We start from the raw sequence: 18,335 nt of genomic DNA on the forward strand, positions 1-18,335 counted from the left end.
ACCGTCAGGAAAAGATGGAACCAATACTTGAAAATAAATAGGTAGGAAGAGAAAGTGAGCTGTAAGTGAGGGAATGCAGCAGCTAGTGCATGTATTCACATAAGAGGGATAGGGTCATTTACATTACGGAACCATATGCTGTAGGATCAATGGAGAATATCTTGTAGAAATCAATCTGAGCTAGATTGTTGTTAATTGTTTAATTAAGGAACGGCTCATCATGGTGCTATTGTGAAAGTAAGATACTTAATATGCAAGGAAGTAGAGTTCCTTAATAAAAGCCGCAGCCTATGAATTTATCCCTATACAAATAATACTGCACCCCTTTTTATATTCACAGAAGTGAATAAATACTCTATATCTAATTATAATTTTAAAGTAATTTTCGCTCTATTTCAATACAATTGACAAAATTTACATATTATTTGAATATCTTTAAGGAGAAAAGGAAAAATTAAACCGACTGGTACTTTCGCTAGAGAATTTAAACAATTTCAATATATTATACTGTTATAAAGACACAAAAGATTTGGTGTTGTATAATAATTAATATAGACTAGTTATATTTAACTATTTAACTTCATTTAGCAGAATTCCTCCACTTCTACAAGTGGGGGATGAATGCAAATGGTCCTTCGATTCAGTGGGGGTACAAACCCCGGCTGAATGAAGTTAAGCCTCCGGCGGGGCGAATTTGATTAGATTGTGAAAAGCTAAATGTACCGATAGATGGATTGTTATTATATTTATTCTAATAATCTGTGATATAAATTTACAGAATAGTATAAAAGGGGAGAATGCACATGGACATGAACGGTCCTGAACGAAAAAGTTTGGCTCAAAGCTTACCAGCAGAAGATTTTTTGATTCATGTAGCAACAGAAATTGAAAATCAATTAAAGGAATGGAATAGCGACTATGAAGTAATGGTAATGAAGCTGCAAAACTATATATTTGTCGTAAAGTATCAAGACGAATATTATGAGCTTGCATTTAACGAAAATAATTTAAAAATTCTTCAAAAAAAGGACCCATATGAGTTGGATCGAATGATATGGAAGGATTTAGAAAGTAAAGGAATCGCGATTGTAAGAGGTAATGGAAGTTATATTGACATGATTATGTAGTAGTCATATTAAATGATATTTGAACCATCAAAAATTCGTCCCAAGAACATCAACCCCTTATTCGAAACGTAAATCGAATAAGGGGTTGATGTTTTTAACTTCATTCAGCAAATGTTTTTTGTACCGAAAGCTTGCGGCAGGTACAGAAGTCCTCCACTTCTACAAGTGGGGGATGAATGCAAATAGTGCTTCGATTCAGTAGGAGTTCAAACCCCGGCTGAATGAAGTTAAGCCTCCGGCGGATGTCACGGATTTTTTAAAAGGTAGTTTACCCGAGCGTGCTCAGGTAATCCGGACGCAAATTCGACGGGCGAATTTGATTATATGCACCAAACGGGTAATTTCAAGCATCAGAAATCTATAATTAACCATGGAACATACAATATCCTTGTGTCATAGGATAGATTATCCAAAGCGGGGTGATGTAGTGAAGACATGGTTAAAAGTATTCATTTTAGCATATCTTTCCCTGTTATTTTTTGGCAGCTTTATGATGGTTGGTATGTTATGGACAGGTGCTTTGGAGAAGTCTCTGCCCTTTGTTTCGGATATTGAGGTGTTTTTGTATTACTTTTTTGCCGGATCTATTGGAGGATCATTACGGCATCTGTATATGTTTTGTTCCCATTATATGAAAGGGGAATTAACCAATTATCGTGAGTGGATAATGTATGTTTTCTATCCGATTTTTGCCACTGGTACTGCCGTCATTGCTGTTTTGCTGATTGACAGCGGAATCCTCTTTATTGAGTTTACGGATTATGGGGATACTCCCTTTTTACAAATCAGTATATCCTTCTTTGTTGGTTTTGGCTTCAACCGATTTGTTAACAAGCTCAATGCTGTATCAAAAAACCTATTTAAAACAAATAAACAAAACGATATTCATTAAATAATAAAACGGGCCGCTATTTGAACGAATAGCGGCCTGTCAGTTATTATATTTGATTCCTTTTATTTACCGATATACTTAGGCGTTCTGTTCTCAAGTCGTGCGGCCATTCCTTCTCTACGATCCTCTGTCGCAAATGCCCCGTCATAGCAAGCGGCTTCAACGGTTAAGGCTGACTCAAGGTCAACATTGGAGCCCGTATTGACAGCTGCTTTCATCATTCTTAATGCAACAGGTGCTTTCTCTGCCAGCTCAAAAGCCCATTCCTTCGCCGTAGCGAGAACTTGATCATGAGGAACGATTTGATTGACGATCTGTAGCTCATAGGCACGCTGTGCATCAATGAATTTTCCAAAATACAATAATTCCTTGGCAGTACCTTGACCAACAACCTTTTGAATGCGCTGTGTACCGCCACCGCCAGGAATCACGCCTAAATTGATTTCTGGAAATGCAAATTGTGCCTTTTCAGAAGCAATCCGTAAATCACAGGTTAACGCCAGTTCAAAGCCGCCTCCACGTGCCTCACCATTAATGGCAGCAATAACCGGCTTTGTTAGGTTCTCTATTCTGGAGAAAGAAACTCTCGTAATTTGAGTTAAATTCATCATTCCAACCGTATCCAAATCAACCATTTCGTTGATATCTGCACCAGCGACGAATGCTTCATCTCCAGCCCCCGTTAGAACGATGGCCTTCACCTCAGGGTTTATCTCTAATTCCCCCATTAATTGTGTTATTTCCTGATAGACCTGCGTGTTAAGCTTATTTCCTGGTTCATGGTCAATCGTTACAACCGCTACTTTATTCTCAATCTCGCAACGTAAATATTGGTAGTTCATTATGTAAACCTCCATAGACTATGTTTATATAATAGATAATTATTTTATAAGGAAATGTACTATCCTGATAAAAATCACTATCATCCATTCTCCATGATAACAAGTGCAAAACGATTTTGTAAATGGACTTTTACGAATATTCTTATTTGTTGTGCAGAATAGGTATCTAGGAGTTAGTAAAAAATGAAAGAAAATGGAATCATATCTCATGAAATGAAAGTGAAAACTATCAAAAAGGAAGGGGCCGACAAGGGGTGAAAGATCAAATGGACCAAACGAGTGCAGGGCTCAATCAAATACTAGAAATCATTAATGCTAAAGGGGATGAGGGAGAACTTAAACAAATCATCGAACAGCCTGATTCTTACCCAAGTGAAAGCAAGGAAGAAAAAAGTGTTTGACATGAAATGGGTTTCATAGGTTACACTCATAACGATTAAGGATGGCTTGGCTCGTGTAAAGACAGCTGCAAGCATTAATCAAATAAGACTTCGAAAGTAGGACCAAGAATGACTCAACAAAGTGTAATTTTCTTCGATATTGATGGAACCTTACTAAATCATCATAAAGAATTGCCTCAAACGACAAAGGAAGCCATTTTTCGTTTAAAGGAAGCCGGTCATGTGGTGGCAATCGCAACAGGACGAGCACCTTTTATGTTTGAAGACCTGCGAAAAGAATTAGACATTCATACATATGTTAGCTACAATGGCCAATTTGTTGTATTAAATGGGGAAGTGGTGTATACCAATCCGCTTAACATCTCTTCATTGGTCCATCTAACAGAATCGGCTCTTCATAACAATCATCCAGTTGTTTTTATGGACCATGAAGACATGAAAGCAAATGTCCCTGAGCATAGCTATATTAAAGAAAGTCTTGGGACCCTTAAGCTGGACAGTTTACCTGCCCATGATCCTCACTTCTATAAAGAACGTGAACTCTATCAGACGCTCCTATTTTGTCCAGAAGGGGAAGAAACACAATACGAGCGAGAATATCAGGATTTTGACTTTGTCAGATGGCATCCGGTTTCAGTCGATATTCTGCCAAAGGGTGGTTCTAAAGCGAAAGGGATTGCGCAAATTGTCAATCAGCTGGGCTTCCCACCAGAACGGCAATATGCTTTCGGGGACGGGCTAAATGATATTGAAATGCTGGAGACGGTAACAAACAGTGTAGCCATGGGGAACGGTGACAACAGAGTAAAAAAAGTAGCCAAATATGTAACAAAATCTGTAGATGAAAATGGCATCTATCATGGTCTGCAAATGGTGGGTCTTTTATAATAATCATAATAGCTTGAGGCTATCCCACAAGGGAGCTGGCATTGGGTCTACATAGGTTTTGTTGGATATGACATACAAAGCACATTGTGTAGTATGCTGACACTCTTAGCTGTGGGAAAGCCCCATGCTCAATTCTTTAGGAGTAGTTATTATTTTTCTCTGTTTATGGATAACCATGTTCGTATGAGACCATCGACAATAGGGTTGATGACTGACTTTGCTGTCCAGTACTGACTGTGTGAAATAGGATTCCAGCCGGTAAGCAATCCCCCGACAGGAGCTTGAAGATCCTTCACATATTGACTTCCATATAATGGTTCGAGAGGAAATGCGATGATATCATCTTTGTCATAGAAGTTTATCCATTCTCCGGTATCCGGAAAGCGCTTTTGCACTCCTTTCGCCGGTACCTCAATCGGCCGATCGAATTCATCATATCCAATACTCCAAAGGGAGATGGGGCTTCCCATTGTATAGAATAAGGTTAGCGTTTCTCCGCTCACTAGCGGGTTGTCTAGTTGTTCAGCCTTTCGTTTCCCTTGCTGTAGATCATAAAAATGGTCACTGCTTATGATTGTTCCAAGGCTATGAGAAATCACACATAAAGGGGCTTCATCATTTCCAGTTTCTTCAGCCAGCTCTTTCAGTTTTTCATCAATTAGGGTATGAATGATTTTATAATAATTTTTACGAGATGGTGATTTCTGATAGGCGATGGCATCGGCTAATACATGAACCATGGCAATACGTAAAAGCCGATAGTCAAGCTTCAGTGACTTGAGCTTATCCCAAAGAATATCCTCAGGCTCTGCAAAGGTATCAGCCCAGCATATTGGCTTTATGACTAACTGTGCTTCAGGAGCTGTAATAGAAGGTTTTAGCTTTCTCAGCCGTTTTGTAAACTGCTTTTTTAATTTCTCCTCCATTTCCCACGCAAAATCATCCCTCTGTGTCCCAATGCCATGAATAATGGCCACAGCAAGTTTCTTGGACAATTAGATACCCCCTAAGCTGCGAGTTACCATCCAATAAATGGTCATTCTATCTATATGCATCAAGTTAGTCCTTTAGACCTATGAAGAGCATTGTTTTTTAGGATATGAAAAGCGAACTTTGCTATGAGATTTTCATAATAATAAAATGATGACTACAAAAAGTAAGAAAAGGGAATTATGAATAATCGGGCAGAATTATTTTTATAAATTAGTACCTACTAATAGAAATAAGTGTTAAAATCTAAGTTATAATATTCTGAAAATAGGAGGGAATGAATGATTATATCAAAAGCTCGTATTACTGCAATAGGCTCGTATGTCCCTGAAAGGAAATTAACCAATGATGAATTGGAAAAGTTAGTCGAAACGAATGATGAATGGATTGTGAAACGAACGGGTATTAAAGAGCGTAGAATCGCACGTGATGATGAGCACACAAGCGATATCGGTTATCAAGCCGCATTGAACTTAGTCGAGCGATACGACAAATCCCTTGAGGATGTTGATATGATTATTGCCTGCACAATGACTCCTGATTTTAAAACCCCAAGTGTAGCTTCGTTAGTTCAAGCAAAGCTAGGAATCAAACATACTGGTGCAATCGATGTTAACGCAGCCTGTTCAGGATTTGCATATGGACTGCATGTTGCGAACGGAATGATTTCATCCGGATTTCACAGGAAGATTCTCGTCATTGGTGCAGAAACCCTTTCGAAAATTACGGATTACGAGGATCGCTCTACCTGCATTCTATTTGGAGATGGAGGTGGAGCTGTGCTTGTAGAGTATGATGAAAAACAGCCAAGCTTTCTATCATACCATCTTGGCTCAGAGGGGGAAAAAGCTAAGAACCTATATTGCTCTGATTTATCCTCCTGTATGTTTGAAGAGGACATCATCCATACGAATAAATTTGTGCAAAATGGACGTGAGGTATACAAATGGGCTGTTACCACTGTACCTAGAGGAATAAAAGAGGTTCTAGAAAACGCGGCCATGTCATTAAGTGATGTGAATTGGTTTGTACCGCATAGTGCTAATTTAAGGATGATTGAATCGATTTGTCAAAAAACCGATTTTCCAATGGAGAAAACGTTATATAGTCTTGTAGAGTACGGGAATACATCAGCAGCGACTATTCCATTATCACTTGACATCGGTGTTCGAGAAGGGAAAGTTAACAATGGTGACATCCTGTTGCTATACGGCTTCGGAGGCGGATTAACACATGCAGGAATGCTTATTCGTTGGAATACTTAACTTCATTCAGCATTCATCCTCCACTTGTAGAAGTGGAGGATGAATGCAAATGGTACTTCGATTCAGTGAGGGTTCAAACCCCGGCTGAATGAAGTTAAGCCTCCGGCGGATGTCACGGATTTTTTAAAGGTAGTTTACCCGAGCGAGCTCAGGTAATCCGGACGCAAATTCGACGGCGAATTTGATTAAGCTAACAGAAAAAAAGCGCCAGGCTCATTGGAGTCTGGCGTTTTTTCTAATTAAAGTGGAAGCTATAGTGCTTGTAGATAGACAATATGAGAATAATGCCCCGATATGTTTAGATAATATTTATAGATGGATGATTATCATGTTGCTCTAGCAATAAAAATCATTGTACAATCGTTAAGTGTGAAAAAATTAGCATCTATAGAACTTATATGCAATATTGTTGGTAACTTCTAAAAAGTATATTATGATACATAAAGACAAAAACTATCTAGATAATGTTATAATTTATTCTATTTTGGTTCATAGGTGTTCACATTAGTATGCTAAATGTTAAGAGGAGTTGATTGGAAAATTGTATCCAAAAATCGAATTTTCACAATTAGAACAAAAGATTAAGGAAGAGGACGTCATATTGAAGCAGCCACCTGTGTTGGACGATCCGACTCTTTTGCTTGAAAGGGAAGTGCGACTGACTCCTGAGTTTAATTTAAAACAGCTGCGAATCCTTGCCCATATGCTTTCAGTTGAAGAATGGGAAGAGGCAGCCTCCTTTAAAATAAATTGGATTAACACGAATCCGAATTTGCCATTAAAGCGTTTTGTCCTTTTTTATAATCAAAAAAAACAAGTGCTTAAAAAGAAATATGTATACAGAGGCAAACGAGAAGCGTTAATTGAACAAAAGGATAATATTTTTAAACAAAAGCTGTTTGGCTCTGCTGAAAGAAAAGATGCCTCCATTCTTGGAGAAGGGTTTAAATAATCAGAAGCGATTTCATTTTCCTCTTCCTCATTATTAATATGACTATGGTACAAAAAGGAAATATTTTGTATACTAGCTATGTTGATTAAATGTATGATGTTGGAAGGGGAGGATTATTATGGAATGGGAACAGGGAGCAACAGCTCTACTTGAGGAGCTAGTTAAACCAATTCCAGTTTTTGTTCGTCCAATGGCTAAAAAGAAAATAGAGGCGATTATTCTAGATGGTGTTGTAGGGGAAGTCGTGACAGTAGAAGATGTTGTTAAGGGGTACATCGCTTCGTCACCTGGAGAGATGCAGGAGAGAGCAGTAAAGCTTCTTAAAGCAAAGGGAATAGACCTAACACCGTATGAAGAATTACTTGAACAAATAAAATAAGAAACATATATTGAAGAAGGTTTGCAGACAGCGCTGCAACCTTCTTATTACATCTAAAACCGCCTAATCAAGGCGGTTTTATTTTATACCTATATTCTAATAAGCAACCTTTGGGTTTAGACCATACTGATTTTCCCCAGGCTGGCTTTCCTGGCAGGCAAATACAATAAGTACAATGGTACCGATAAATGGAATAAAGGAGATTAAAAACCACCAGCCACTTTTTCCAATATCATGTAACCTTCGAACCAATACGGCCAATGAAGGCAGGAATACAGCCAAACCGTATATTCCTGTCAAAACGCCAGGAATCCCAATGACTAATTCCAAAACCGATAAAAGACAAGCAATGATGAAGTTAATGAGAATAAACATCCAGTATTCCTGCCTTGTTGCTCTGCCATGGAAACCAACATAATTTTTTAGTGCTTTAAGATACCATTGCATATAAGTCCGCCTCCCTGTAGTTGACGATGATGTCTATAAAATATATGTCCGAGATATCATCCATAGCACTTCAATTTTAATCTAAACCTTACAACTGATGATAAAAGCAATGCGTACAACAAAAAAGCGAACAATCAGAAGTGATTGTTCGCTGATCAGCTAATTTTTATCAATTGTTTGGTTAATCTCATTTCTTTCGTCTTTAATGGACCATCCTGTCTTTAATCCTAATATAAACCAGCCAAGTGCCAGTGCTCCTAAACCAAAAATCGTGTCTCCAATCATGCGGAGCCAAATAAAGGTTTGGATATTGTCCTGCTGCAGGAATTCAGCTGAGCGTGCATACCACATACCATGCTCGACACTTGCCCACGTTTGCAAAAGTCCGACTGGAAGCAGGCTTAATAGAACCATTAAAGCAAGTCCAATATTGATTGCCCAAAAGGCAAAGCTAAGCAATTTGGTTTTCCATACCTTTTGTCCGGTCAACCCTTTTAAGCAAAACAGCATGAGCCCGATTCCAAGCACCCCATAAACACCAAAGAGGGCTGTATGACCATGAACAGGAGTTGTATTTAAGCCTTGCATATAATAAAGCGCAATCGGCGGGTTAATGAAGAACCCGAAAAGACCTGCTCCGACTAGATTCCAAAAGGCGACGGCTACGAAACAATAGATTGGCCATTTATAGGCTTTGACCCATGGTTTCGTACGGCTATGGGTCAGATTCTCGTAAGCTTCAAAACCAATTAAGACAAGCGGTACAACCTCTAATGCGCTAAATACAGCTCCATATGCCATCACGCCCACAGGGGTTCCACTGAAGTACAGGTGATGGAAGGTGCCAATGATACCGCCAAATAAGAAGATAATCGTTGAAAATAAAACAGATGCTGTTGCCGTAGATGTACGCAGTAATCCCATTCTTGTAAAAAGAAAGGCGATAACGACAGTCGCAAAAACTTCAAAAAATCCTTCCACCCATAAATGCACAACCCACCAGCGCCAATATTCTGCCATTGATAGATGTGTCTGCTGTCCCCACAATAACCCAGGGACGTAGAATAATGGGATAGCCGTTGCGGCAATCACAAACATCATTAACAAATGACGATCCTCTTTAGATTTTTTAAAGGCAGGCAACAGGGCTCTGCCCATTAAGAATAACCAAAGGAACAGACCGATAGTTAAGAAAATCTGCCAAAAACGGCCTAGGTCTACATACTCGTAGCCTTGATGTCCAAACCAGAAGTTTGTCGCGAAATCAAATTTTTGGAAGACACCCATCCACTGTCCAATCATCGAACCAACGACAATAATTAACAAACAAACAAATAGGAAGTTGACTAATGCCCGCTGATACTTCGGTTCATGTCCGGAAACAGCCGGAGCCATAAACAATCCAGTTGCCAGCCAAGCAGTGGCAATCCATAAAATACCAAGCTGTGTATGCCATGTCCGCACGACGGAATAAGGAATCCATTCTTGAATTGGGATGCCATATAAGCCCGAGCCTTCAACCGCGTAATGGGCAGACAGCACGCCTAGCGCTATCTGAACAACAAATAATGCGGCAACAACCCAGAAATATTTAAGCGTTGCTTTCATAGAAGGGGTTGGTGATAAGGCTAGTAGTGGGTCCTTTTCCGGGTACACTTCCTCAATGTGCGGCTCCTTATGCCGTTGTACAGCAAAATACCATGCCAATGCACCGACACCAGCCAACAGCATCACAAAGCTGACGACCGACCAAACAACCATTTCACCAGTTGGCTTGTTATCAATTAGATCCTCGTTCGGCCAGTTATTTGTGTAAGTCACATCGCTGCCAGGACGATTGGTTGCGGTTGCCCAGGTACTCCAAAAGAAAAAGGTATTCATGGCACTCATCCGTTCAGAATCCTTAATGGTATTCTCAGGGATGGCATAATGATCTCTTAGCTCAGAAAAGCCCGGCTCATCCATAAACAATCCAGCATAATATTGATTTAAATATTGAAATGCATCAGCCCGATCATTTGAAATGACAAGTGTTTTTGAGCTTTTGTCAAAGGTATTTGTCCGTATTTCCTTCTTTAAGCGCGCTTTAAGCTGTGCTTGCTGCTCTTCGTTTAATTGCTCATAATTACTACCAAACTCAGCATTCCCCCATCTATCTAGCAGGAATAATGCTTCGCGGTGAAGCCAATCAGCATTCCAGTCAGGTGCAACATAGGCACCGTGTCCCCAAATACTTCCAACCTCTTGCCCCCCGATAGACTGCCAAACGTTTTGACCGTCCTTAATATCCTGACCAGTAAACAGGACCGTCCCATTTTCTGTGACAACCAAATCAGGAACGGGAGGCATTACCTGATAAATCCTACCTCCGTAATAGCCTAAAATTGCAAATGAAAGAATGATAACTATACTTAATGTTATCCATAAACGACGATAATTCATCATTACTCCTCCTCTTTTCATATGGGAAATTCCCATACGTTTTTGTTTGTAAAGCATTAATTGATATGTTTACCAAAGATGTATAAAGTATGTACATTTTAGGTAAATTTTCACACTCATAATCATCTCTTTAAGTACTTCATTAATCACTTTACAAATTCGTTGATTAGCAGTAGAATTTCTATGTACCTAAAATATCTAGGTAGGTGAGGATATGTTTGATCGAGAATTGGTAAAGGGGAGTACATCGCTTTTGCTGCTGCAGCTGCTGGATGAGCGGGATATGTATGGCTACGAGCTTGTTAAGGAACTGGAAAAGAGAAGTGGAAATGAGTTCTCCATAAAAGAAGGTACATTATATCCAGCATTACATAAGCTTGAAAAGCAGGAATATATCGAGTGCTACTGGCAGGAGCAGGAAAAAGGACCGGCCCGAAAGTATTATCGAATTACCACTGCAGGAAAAGAGATGCTCCAGGAAAAAACTCGTGAGTGGAATGATTTTGTTTCCGTCATTAACAAGGTGATAGGGAGAAAAAAACATGGAACGGCTGAAGAATGAGTTTTTGAATAAGCTCTCCGAGTCACTTGGCTGCCATTCTGAAAAAGAGACCATTCTATTGGAATATGAAGCACATTTGGATGAACTACTATTAGAACTCGATTCATTTGAAAATGAATCAGACGTACTAGACCAAATCTATTTAAGATTCGGGACACCGAACGAAATCGCCGCCATGTGGAAAGAGGAGCTGTCTGTTACACCGAGTAATATGAAATGGCTGTTTTTTGCTGTGAACATTCTATTTTTTGGTAGTGGCTCTGTCCTCACATTGGCACATAACGTGTTTGATTGGGATTGGCTGACAACTCTTTGGGCACAGCTAACATCCTTTCCTATCTTAATTGCTTTTATTTACATGTTTTTTTGGGCTTTGCTTGGCTATGAAATGGGTAAGGGCTTTGGGCATAAGGGAAAGAGACTGATGAAGAGGACTTTTCTGTTAGCATTAATTCCGAATTTAACCTTGATGGTTTTAACGGTTTTCCAGTTAATTCCGTATGAGTGGTTTTACCCTTTGTTAACCGAAACATTTATCGCTCTATGCATTTTGCTCACTATTCTTTTATATCCGATTTGTCTTATCAGTTATCAGTGGGGGAAAAAAGCTTCTATATAAGCTTTTTTTTACTCATATACCTAGTAATTCTATATAAATAGAATTACAAGAGTTAAGAATCCTTTACTAATGTGATCTCCACTTTATGTGATTGGTCATTTTCTTTTTTATACATCTACATAGAAATTCTATGTATTAATAAATCATGGAGGTATCTATTATGGAGATAAAAATGAAACAACAGGATTGGATATTCTTTTTGCTTTGTTTACTGCTTGGAATCGTTGCGGAAGAAGCCCTTTTTAGGGGACAAATCGGAGTATCGTACTTTGTTTTTATTGTCGTTTTTTATTCGATCTTTTTCTGGAGATTCCGATCGTTCTCATTTTCACATCAGCGCATCGGATATTTTTTGCTCATCATCATCTGGATCTTGGCTGCAGGCTATTATCTGTATGATACAGCACTTTTTTATGGATTAAATATCTTGGTCATTCCGGGACTCGTTATTCTGCATCTTGTTTTAATCACGTCGCCGAAAACCATGAAATGGAATCAGCTTTTCTTTAGTCCATATATTATTCTTCGCCTTATGGATGGGATTCGCTACAATTATCACTTTACTAAATCCGCTGCCGTAAAGAGTAAGGGAAACAAAGGGGAAGAGCGATTTCTTGTGTGGAAAAAAATCCTAATCGGTATTCTAATTTCAGTACCTATTTTATTTATTATTCTAAACCTATTGATTGAGGCGGATAGTCAATTTGATAGATTGGTAGGACGTCTTCCAGAGCTATTAAGCCTTCGGGTCGACTATATTTTCCGTGTGGTGATTATCCTTATCTATGCATTTGGCTTCTTCGGATTCCTGCAGGCTCTTTCTCAAAAAAGGACTCCTGTTAAGGAGCTTGCTGTTAGGCCTGTGATCATGGATGGCGTCATTACCATAACCGTATTGGTTCTTCTAGATTTGGTATACATCCTATTTGTTGCCGTCCAGTTTAAATATTTCTTCAGCGGTTCGCTTGAAGCCGGCTTCACTTATGCAGAATATGCTCGGCGCGGTTTCTTTGAATTACTGTTCGTGACACTCATTAACTTAACGGTAATAATCGGGGTGATTTGCTTGTCAAAGGATGTTCATGGATATTTGAAGCAATCTATCCGTACGGCCTTAAGCATTCTTGTCCTCTCAAGTGGTGTCATTCTTGTTTCCGCCTTTATGCGCATGGCACTGTATGAGGAGGTATATGGCTTTACCTTTACAAGGATTCTCGTTCATTCATTTATGCTGTTTTTGCTGGTTATTTTTGCTTATACTCTAGTGAAAATTTGGTTAGAGAAGCTTTCCTTGTTCCATTTTTATTTCATCGCTTCACTCCTATATTATGCAGGGATCAATGTAGTCAATATTGATCAAATGGTAGTCGATCGCAATCTGAGTCGATATGAGGAAACAGGCAAAATCGATATTCAATATTTACATTACCTGTCCTCGACCGGTAGACTGGGACTTATCGAACTTTATGAAAAGCATCCACAGACACCCGGGTTGAAGGAACTGCTAACGCAACAAAAAGCTGAAAGGGAATATTCCAATAGCAACTCATGGCAATCCTATAATGTAACTCGTCAAAGGGTTTATGAAGAGCTTAGTAAGCTAGATTTATAGTAAAACCACTAGGAAACTCTATTATTTTGAAAAAATTGTTAGATTCAAGGGCTTCATGAAGAAAATAAATCGAATAATTCATACAAGGTGTGCATTTTTTTGCACGCCTTTTGTTATATAGTTGCCTATGTATGGTTTTAGCAGAAGAAGAATGGGAGGTATGAGATGGTAGATTATGTTTATGCCGAACAATTGAAGAAAGAGTTTAAGGTCGTTTCCAGCTTTTACAACCAGAAGGTAAAGGGGAAGCTATTTCAATGCCGAAACCATGCCTATGTGATTCGGAAAGGGAATAGATTGAATCATGAAGTCAATGCCACTTTGATTCTCATGAACCCTGGAACCTCCGCACCGGCCCGTAAAGAAGCCTTTGTACCTACTCTTATTCGAGAGCTGCCAATCTGTATTCCTTATATTGAGGCGAAACCGGACCCAACACAATATCAGGTGATGCGGTTAATGAAGGTAAAGGGCTGGAATCGTGTATCCATTCTAAATCTATCCGATTTATGCGCCGGAAATACGGAGGATTTTAAAAAGCTGATTCAAGCAGCTGAAGCCTGCGGTTTTCATTTTCACAGTATTTTTACACCAGAAAGAGAGAAAGAGCTTCAATCCCAGCTCTCAACAGCAAACGGTCCCATTCTTCTCGCCTGGGGAACAAATGAAATACTTGAAACCCTGGCAGAACAAGCCTTAGAAAAACTACCCTCAGACCGCATAACTGGAATCCAATCTACCAACAAACCTTTCTACTACCACATCAACCCCATACTGAAACAAAAACAAATCGAACTCTTAACCAAAATACAGGAGATCGTTTGAAGCAGGGGTTTTTGTGCTTACATTTATCCATAAGTGCCTTACAAAAGAATGGGCTAAGAGATCTCCTCTTGGCTCATTTTTTTCTTTCGTTTGGAACAACTCCTTGCTTTTTAATTTTGGAAAAATCTTTTAAAAAAACATTGACCACAGAGGTCAATGAGAATACTATATAATTGACTGATATGGTCAATGGAAAATTCAATGGATAGGGATGGGGCTGCTGAACATGTATTCAAAGTTTTTGAACCTGGATGCAGAGAAACAAGACCGTATGATCAATGCGGCAATGAAGGAATTTGCTCAAAAGGGATACGCTCTTGCATCGACCAATCAAATCGTAAAAGAGGCAGGGATTTCAAAGGGGTTGCTTTTTCACTATTTCAAAAACAAGAAGCAGTTGTTCTTGTTTTTGTTTGATTATGGCTATGACATGATCGTCGAGGAATTTTATCAAAAGGTCGATTTATCTATAAAGGATTTTTTTGCAAGAAGCAGAGAAGCCATCATGATTAAAATGGAGCTCTTAACAGGCTACCCCGATGTCTTTAAGTTTATGGAAAATGCCCTTTTGGAGGATTCTGCGGAAATCAAGGATGAACTGGAAAAGAAGAAAAAGGAGTTTCTCAATATTAACCTGGAAAAGTTTTATGAAGGGATTGATTATTCTAGATTTCGGGAAGATGTCAATCTGAAAATTGTCCTAAAAGTTATCAATTTTACTCTAGAAAAATTAAGTGATGAGGCTCTGTATGAAGCAAAGCTGTCACCGACACATGAATTTAATTATGAAAAACTCCGTCTTGAGACAGAAGAGTATTTTGAGGTTTTAAAGCAATGCTTTTATAAACAATAATCGGGAGGACGTCAAGATGAATGTCATTGAAATCAACCATCTTACCAAAACCTATGGCAAGTCAAGAGGGATTACGGATGTCAGCTTTACTGTTGAAGAAGGTGAGATTTTCGGATTTATAGGTCCAAACGGTGCCGGAAAATCAACAACCATTCGTACGTTACTATCGTTGATTTACCCTACAAGCGGAAGTGCCAAGATATTTGGAAAGGATTGTGTTAAATACGCTCCTGAAATCAAAAAGCAAATCGGTTATTTGCCTTCAGAGGTTTTTTACTATGACAATATGAAGGTGATGGATCTCTTAAAATATTCGGCTAGCTTTTATAAAAAAGACTGCACCAGAAGAATTAAAGAATTAGCAGAAATCATGGACCTTGATCTAACGAAAAAAATTGATGATTTATCCTTAGGAAATAAAAAGAAGGTCGGAATTGTCCAAGGTCTGCTTCATGAGCCAAAACTGATTATTCTTGATGAACCGACAAGCGGATTAGATCCTTTAATGCAACAGAAGTTCTTTGATTTACTAGAACAGGAGAATCAAAAGGGAGCAACGATTTTATTTTCCTCCCATATTTTAAGCGAGGTCCAACGGCTTTGTAATCGCGTGGCCATCATTAAAGAGGGGAAAATCGTTACGGTTGAAAAAATTAAAACCTTACAGGAAAACAACTACAAAAAGTTTAAAATTGAAACCTCTCATAAGGTGGACCTAAACATCTTTCAGCTACCAGGCGTGACGAAGCTGGAAGGGGAGGGCAATACCATTAGCTTTTTGTTTAAGGGCAACCTGAATACGGTACTAAAAAAGCTCTCTGAAATCACTATTGCTAATCTCTGGATAGAAGAGCCAGACCTTGAAGAAATCTTCCTGCATTACTATGAAAAGGAGGCATAAAACAATGAATATGTTCCTGCATGAATTATGGGCCAATCGGAAATCAACCATGATCTGGACGATTTCCATCATCCTGATCTCTGCACTATACATGTCGTTTTATCCATCCTTTGCCAAGGATGCAGAGGAATTTAGAAGAATCATGGCGGGCTTTCCTGCACCGGTGCGAGACTTGTTGGGTCTAAACCTATCCAATTTGTTTACGATTCTTGGTTACTATTCCTTTACATTAACGTTTATTACACTTTGTGGCGCCATCCAAGCTATGAATCTCGGAACCTCGATTATCAGTAAGGAGGTACGAGAAAAAACAGCTGATTTTTTGTTAACAAAACCAGTCTCAAGGACGGCTGTGATCACAGCGAAGCTTTTGGCTGCTCTGACATCGCTTTTCATTACGAATATCGTCTATTTAGTCTTTGCCATGGTCATGGCATTCCAGGTTAAAACCGATGATTTTAGCTATTCTGTTTTAATTAAGCTTTCACTTACAGTGCTTTTTATACAATTGATATTTCTGGCCCTTGGTTTTCTTATTTCGGTTATTGTACCGAAACTTAAATCTGTACTTCCAGTCTCGCTTGGCACTGTATTTGCTTTTTATTTTCTCGGAATGTTTAGTGATGAAGCCTCAAAGCGATTTTTATCGCCATTTAAATATTTTGATTACAAATATATTATTAAGCACGGAAGCTATGAAGCAGCTTTTTTAATCACAATTGGAGTTTTTTTCATAGCTTCGATCATGGCCAGCTATCTGATTTATAAGAAAAAGGATATCCATTCTGTTTAAGAATAGCTTATGAATTATGAGCTAATGGAGGATTATGACATGAATATCTTTTTAAAAGAATTGAAATCCTTGAGGAAATCGTTGATTATTTGGAGTATTGGTTCCATTTTAATGGTTGTATCGGGAATGGGGAAATACGACGTCTATGCATCCCAAGGGCAATCGATTAATGAGATGCTAAGGGGCATACCAAAATCGTTAAGAGCGGTATTAGGCTTTAGTGAGGTCGATGTATCAACACTCAGCGGCTATTATTCGATTTTATTTATTTACTTATTATTAATGGCAACCATTCATGCTGTTATGCTTGGAGCTAATATCATTGCCAAAGAGGAGTGTGACAAAACGTCTGAATTCCTGTTTGTTAAGCCTGTTTCAAGAAACAGCATTGTGACAGCCAAACTGTTGGCAGCCCTAACGAATATCATCATCTTTAATCTCGTTACCGCGGGCTCGTTGTTGATTATTTTAAGTCAGTATCATACCAATGGCGAGAATGTAAATGAAATGGTTGTTAGCACCATGGTTGGTATGCTGCTTTTACAGCTGTTATTCATGGTCATTGGCAGTGCACTTGCCTCTGTGAAAAAGAAACCTAAAACAGCAGCGTCCCAAGCATCAGGTGTTCTTTTGTTAACCTATCTCATTTCTGTTCTAATTGATTTAAACGAAAACCTGGAAGGTCTTAAATATGTAACACCCTTTAAATATTTCGAGGCTAAAAACGTTATCCTGGGCAACGGACTGGAGCCCATCTATATGGTCCTCACTAGCATCCTCATCATTGGATTCACTATTGTGACTTATATCTTCTTTAAAAAACGAGACTTAAATGTATGAAGCAAAAAACGGGATGTCTGTTTATAGCAGACATCCCGTTTTTTGCTTGAAGTGGTCGAAAAATAACAAAAAGTTTATATTATTTCAAAAAATTTCAAATTAACAGTAGAAATCATTTTTATTCTGTTATATAATTTCAATAACCTTAATAAGTTGTACTATAACAATCAAACAGATAAATAAAAATAAAGTTGATGTATAACAGTTGCCAATACGTTCAAAGTAACTAGAGGTAAGGGACAAAATCATTCGATATAAAAAGGGGAAATGTAAGATGACAAAAACTGAATCAATTGCTCGTAGAATATTAGGATGGAAGTTAAATAGATGGGATAGATGGTATGATTACGAAAAAGGAATCTTTATCAATTACACAGATTTTCAACCAGAACAAGACTTAGGCCATGCCATGCTAATCGTAGAAAAACTAGAAAAAGCTGGCTATCGATTTGCGAGAAAAAGTAATTCAGAGGTTTACTTTAATAATGTTTCAGCTACAGGAGATACACTGGCAGAAGCTATTACCAACGCTGCCTACAATATCATTGAGCTCAACTCCGTTGAGGATACAAGTGACGTCTGGGCGCAGCTTTGCTAATCCAAGTAAGGGAATGTTCTTAAGCTTCCTCATCACATAAAATACCCAACAATTCTTAAATAGACAAAAAGAAGCTCACCTCGGGGGAAGTGAGCTTCTTTTTTGTG

General features: G+C 38.6%; 20 protein-coding genes. 16 read left to right on the forward strand and 4 right to left on the reverse strand.

Annotated features, from left to right (window positions below; translation table 11 throughout):
* Positions 1 to 803: 803 nt before the first annotated feature.
* Positions 804 to 1,127: a hypothetical protein gene (locus BQ5321_RS09940; protein WP_071394345.1), complete on the forward strand. Its 324-nt coding sequence runs from the start codon at positions 804 to 806 to the stop codon at positions 1,125 to 1,127.
* Positions 1,128 to 1,554: 427 nt separating this feature from the next.
* Positions 1,555 to 2,019, forward strand: a complete 465-nt coding sequence (locus BQ5321_RS09945; protein WP_071394346.1) for a hypothetical protein — start codon at positions 1,555 to 1,557, stop codon at positions 2,017 to 2,019.
* A gap of 62 nt (positions 2,020 to 2,081) precedes the next feature.
* Here the strand turns inward: BQ5321_RS09945 and BQ5321_RS09950 are convergent, their stop codons facing one another.
* Positions 2,082 to 2,861, reverse strand: a complete 780-nt coding sequence (locus BQ5321_RS09950; protein ID WP_071394347.1) for an enoyl-CoA hydratase/isomerase family protein — start codon at positions 2,859 to 2,861, stop codon at positions 2,082 to 2,084.
* A 254-nt stretch (positions 2,862 to 3,115) separates the two neighbouring features.
* Here BQ5321_RS09950 and BQ5321_RS24420 point away from each other — a divergent pair, with 254 nt between their 5' ends.
* Both BQ5321_RS24420 and BQ5321_RS09955 read left to right on the forward strand, forming a co-directional pair.
* Positions 3,116 to 3,262, forward strand: coding sequence for a hypothetical protein (locus BQ5321_RS24420; protein WP_187143732.1), 147 nt, complete (start codon positions 3,116 to 3,118; stop codon positions 3,260 to 3,262).
* Between the two features lie 108 nt (positions 3,263 to 3,370).
* Complete coding sequence (locus BQ5321_RS09955) at positions 3,371 to 4,150, forward strand: Cof-type HAD-IIB family hydrolase (protein ID WP_071394348.1); 780 nt, start codon at positions 3,371 to 3,373, stop codon at positions 4,148 to 4,150.
* 149 nt (positions 4,151 to 4,299) lie between these two features.
* Here BQ5321_RS09955 and BQ5321_RS09960 read toward each other — a convergent pair whose 3' ends face one another.
* The gene (locus BQ5321_RS09960; RefSeq protein WP_071394349.1) at positions 4,300 to 5,145 is read right to left on the reverse strand and encodes a hypothetical protein; all 846 of its coding nucleotides are present in this window, start codon (positions 5,143 to 5,145) and stop codon (positions 4,300 to 4,302) included.
* 276 nt (positions 5,146 to 5,421) lie between these two features.
* Between BQ5321_RS09960 and BQ5321_RS09965 the strand changes: the two genes are divergently transcribed.
* The 3 genes from BQ5321_RS09965 to BQ5321_RS09975 all read left to right on the forward strand — a co-directional run bounded on the left by BQ5321_RS09965 (position 5,422) and on the right by BQ5321_RS09975 (position 7,736).
* Positions 5,422 to 6,405, forward strand: a complete 984-nt coding sequence (locus BQ5321_RS09965) for a ketoacyl-ACP synthase III (RefSeq protein WP_071394350.1) — start codon at positions 5,422 to 5,424, stop codon at positions 6,403 to 6,405.
* A gap of 541 nt (positions 6,406 to 6,946) precedes the next feature.
* Positions 6,947 to 7,357 (forward strand): hypothetical protein, encoded by a 411-nt coding sequence (locus tag BQ5321_RS09970; protein WP_071394351.1) that lies wholly within the window; start codon positions 6,947 to 6,949, stop codon positions 7,355 to 7,357.
* A 118-nt stretch (positions 7,358 to 7,475) separates the two neighbouring features.
* On the forward strand, positions 7,476 to 7,736 hold the full coding sequence (locus tag BQ5321_RS09975; RefSeq protein WP_071394352.1) for a DUF2621 family protein: 261 nt from the start codon (positions 7,476 to 7,478) through the stop codon (positions 7,734 to 7,736).
* A gap of 96 nt (positions 7,737 to 7,832) precedes the next feature.
* Here the strand turns inward: BQ5321_RS09975 and BQ5321_RS09980 are convergent, their stop codons facing one another.
* Both BQ5321_RS09980 and BQ5321_RS09985 read right to left on the reverse strand, forming a co-directional pair.
* Positions 7,833 to 8,183, reverse strand: a complete 351-nt coding sequence (locus BQ5321_RS09980) for a DUF805 domain-containing protein (protein WP_071394353.1) — start codon at positions 8,181 to 8,183, stop codon at positions 7,833 to 7,835.
* A gap of 159 nt (positions 8,184 to 8,342) precedes the next feature.
* Entirely contained in the window at positions 8,343 to 10,628 is a 2,286-nt protein-coding gene (locus tag BQ5321_RS09985; RefSeq protein WP_234978384.1) for a nitric-oxide reductase large subunit, read from the reverse strand.
* Between the two features lie 211 nt (positions 10,629 to 10,839).
* Between BQ5321_RS09985 and BQ5321_RS09990 the strand changes: the two genes are divergently transcribed.
* The 9 genes from BQ5321_RS09990 (at position 10,840) to BQ5321_RS10030 (ending at position 18,228) form a co-directional block, all read left to right on the forward strand.
* On the forward strand, positions 10,840 to 11,187 hold the full coding sequence (locus BQ5321_RS09990) for a PadR family transcriptional regulator (protein ID WP_071394355.1): 348 nt from the start codon (positions 10,840 to 10,842) through the stop codon (positions 11,185 to 11,187).
* Positions 11,168 to 11,806 carry an HAAS signaling domain-containing protein gene (locus BQ5321_RS09995; RefSeq protein WP_071394356.1) on the forward strand — a complete coding sequence of 213 codons (639 nt, stop codon included), beginning with the start codon at positions 11,168 to 11,170 and terminating at the stop codon, positions 11,804 to 11,806. Before BQ5321_RS09990 ends, BQ5321_RS09995 begins: the two co-directional genes overlap by 20 nt.
* A gap of 160 nt (positions 11,807 to 11,966) precedes the next feature.
* Positions 11,967 to 13,418 carry a DUF4153 domain-containing protein gene (locus BQ5321_RS10000; RefSeq protein ID WP_071394357.1) on the forward strand — a complete coding sequence of 484 codons (1,452 nt, stop codon included), beginning with the start codon at positions 11,967 to 11,969 and terminating at the stop codon, positions 13,416 to 13,418.
* A gap of 165 nt (positions 13,419 to 13,583) precedes the next feature.
* Positions 13,584 to 14,243 (forward strand): DUF1643 domain-containing protein, encoded by a 660-nt coding sequence (locus BQ5321_RS10005; protein ID WP_071394358.1) that lies wholly within the window; start codon positions 13,584 to 13,586, stop codon positions 14,241 to 14,243.
* A gap of 226 nt (positions 14,244 to 14,469) precedes the next feature.
* Positions 14,470 to 15,096 carry a TetR/AcrR family transcriptional regulator gene (locus BQ5321_RS10010; protein ID WP_071394359.1) on the forward strand — a complete coding sequence of 209 codons (627 nt, stop codon included), beginning with the start codon at positions 14,470 to 14,472 and terminating at the stop codon, positions 15,094 to 15,096.
* A gap of 16 nt (positions 15,097 to 15,112) precedes the next feature.
* Positions 15,113 to 15,997: an ABC transporter ATP-binding protein gene (locus BQ5321_RS10015; protein WP_071394360.1), complete on the forward strand. Its 885-nt coding sequence runs from the start codon at positions 15,113 to 15,115 to the stop codon at positions 15,995 to 15,997.
* A gap of 4 nt (positions 15,998 to 16,001) precedes the next feature.
* Entirely contained in the window at positions 16,002 to 16,790 is a 789-nt protein-coding gene (locus tag BQ5321_RS10020; protein WP_071394361.1) for an ABC transporter permease subunit, read from the forward strand.
* Positions 16,791 to 16,829: 39 nt separating this feature from the next.
* Positions 16,830 to 17,630, forward strand: coding sequence for an ABC transporter permease subunit (locus tag BQ5321_RS10025; protein ID WP_071394362.1), 801 nt, complete (start codon positions 16,830 to 16,832; stop codon positions 17,628 to 17,630).
* Positions 17,631 to 17,904: 274 nt separating this feature from the next.
* Positions 17,905 to 18,228: a BC1872 family protein gene (locus BQ5321_RS10030; protein WP_071394363.1), complete on the forward strand. Its 324-nt coding sequence runs from the start codon at positions 17,905 to 17,907 to the stop codon at positions 18,226 to 18,228.
* Positions 18,229 to 18,335: the final 107 nt, after the last annotated feature.

The sequence above is a fragment of the Bacillus tuaregi genome (assembly GCF_900104575.1).
GTDB lineage: Bacteria > Bacillota > Bacilli > Bacillales > Cytobacillaceae > Bacillus_BD > Bacillus_BD tuaregi.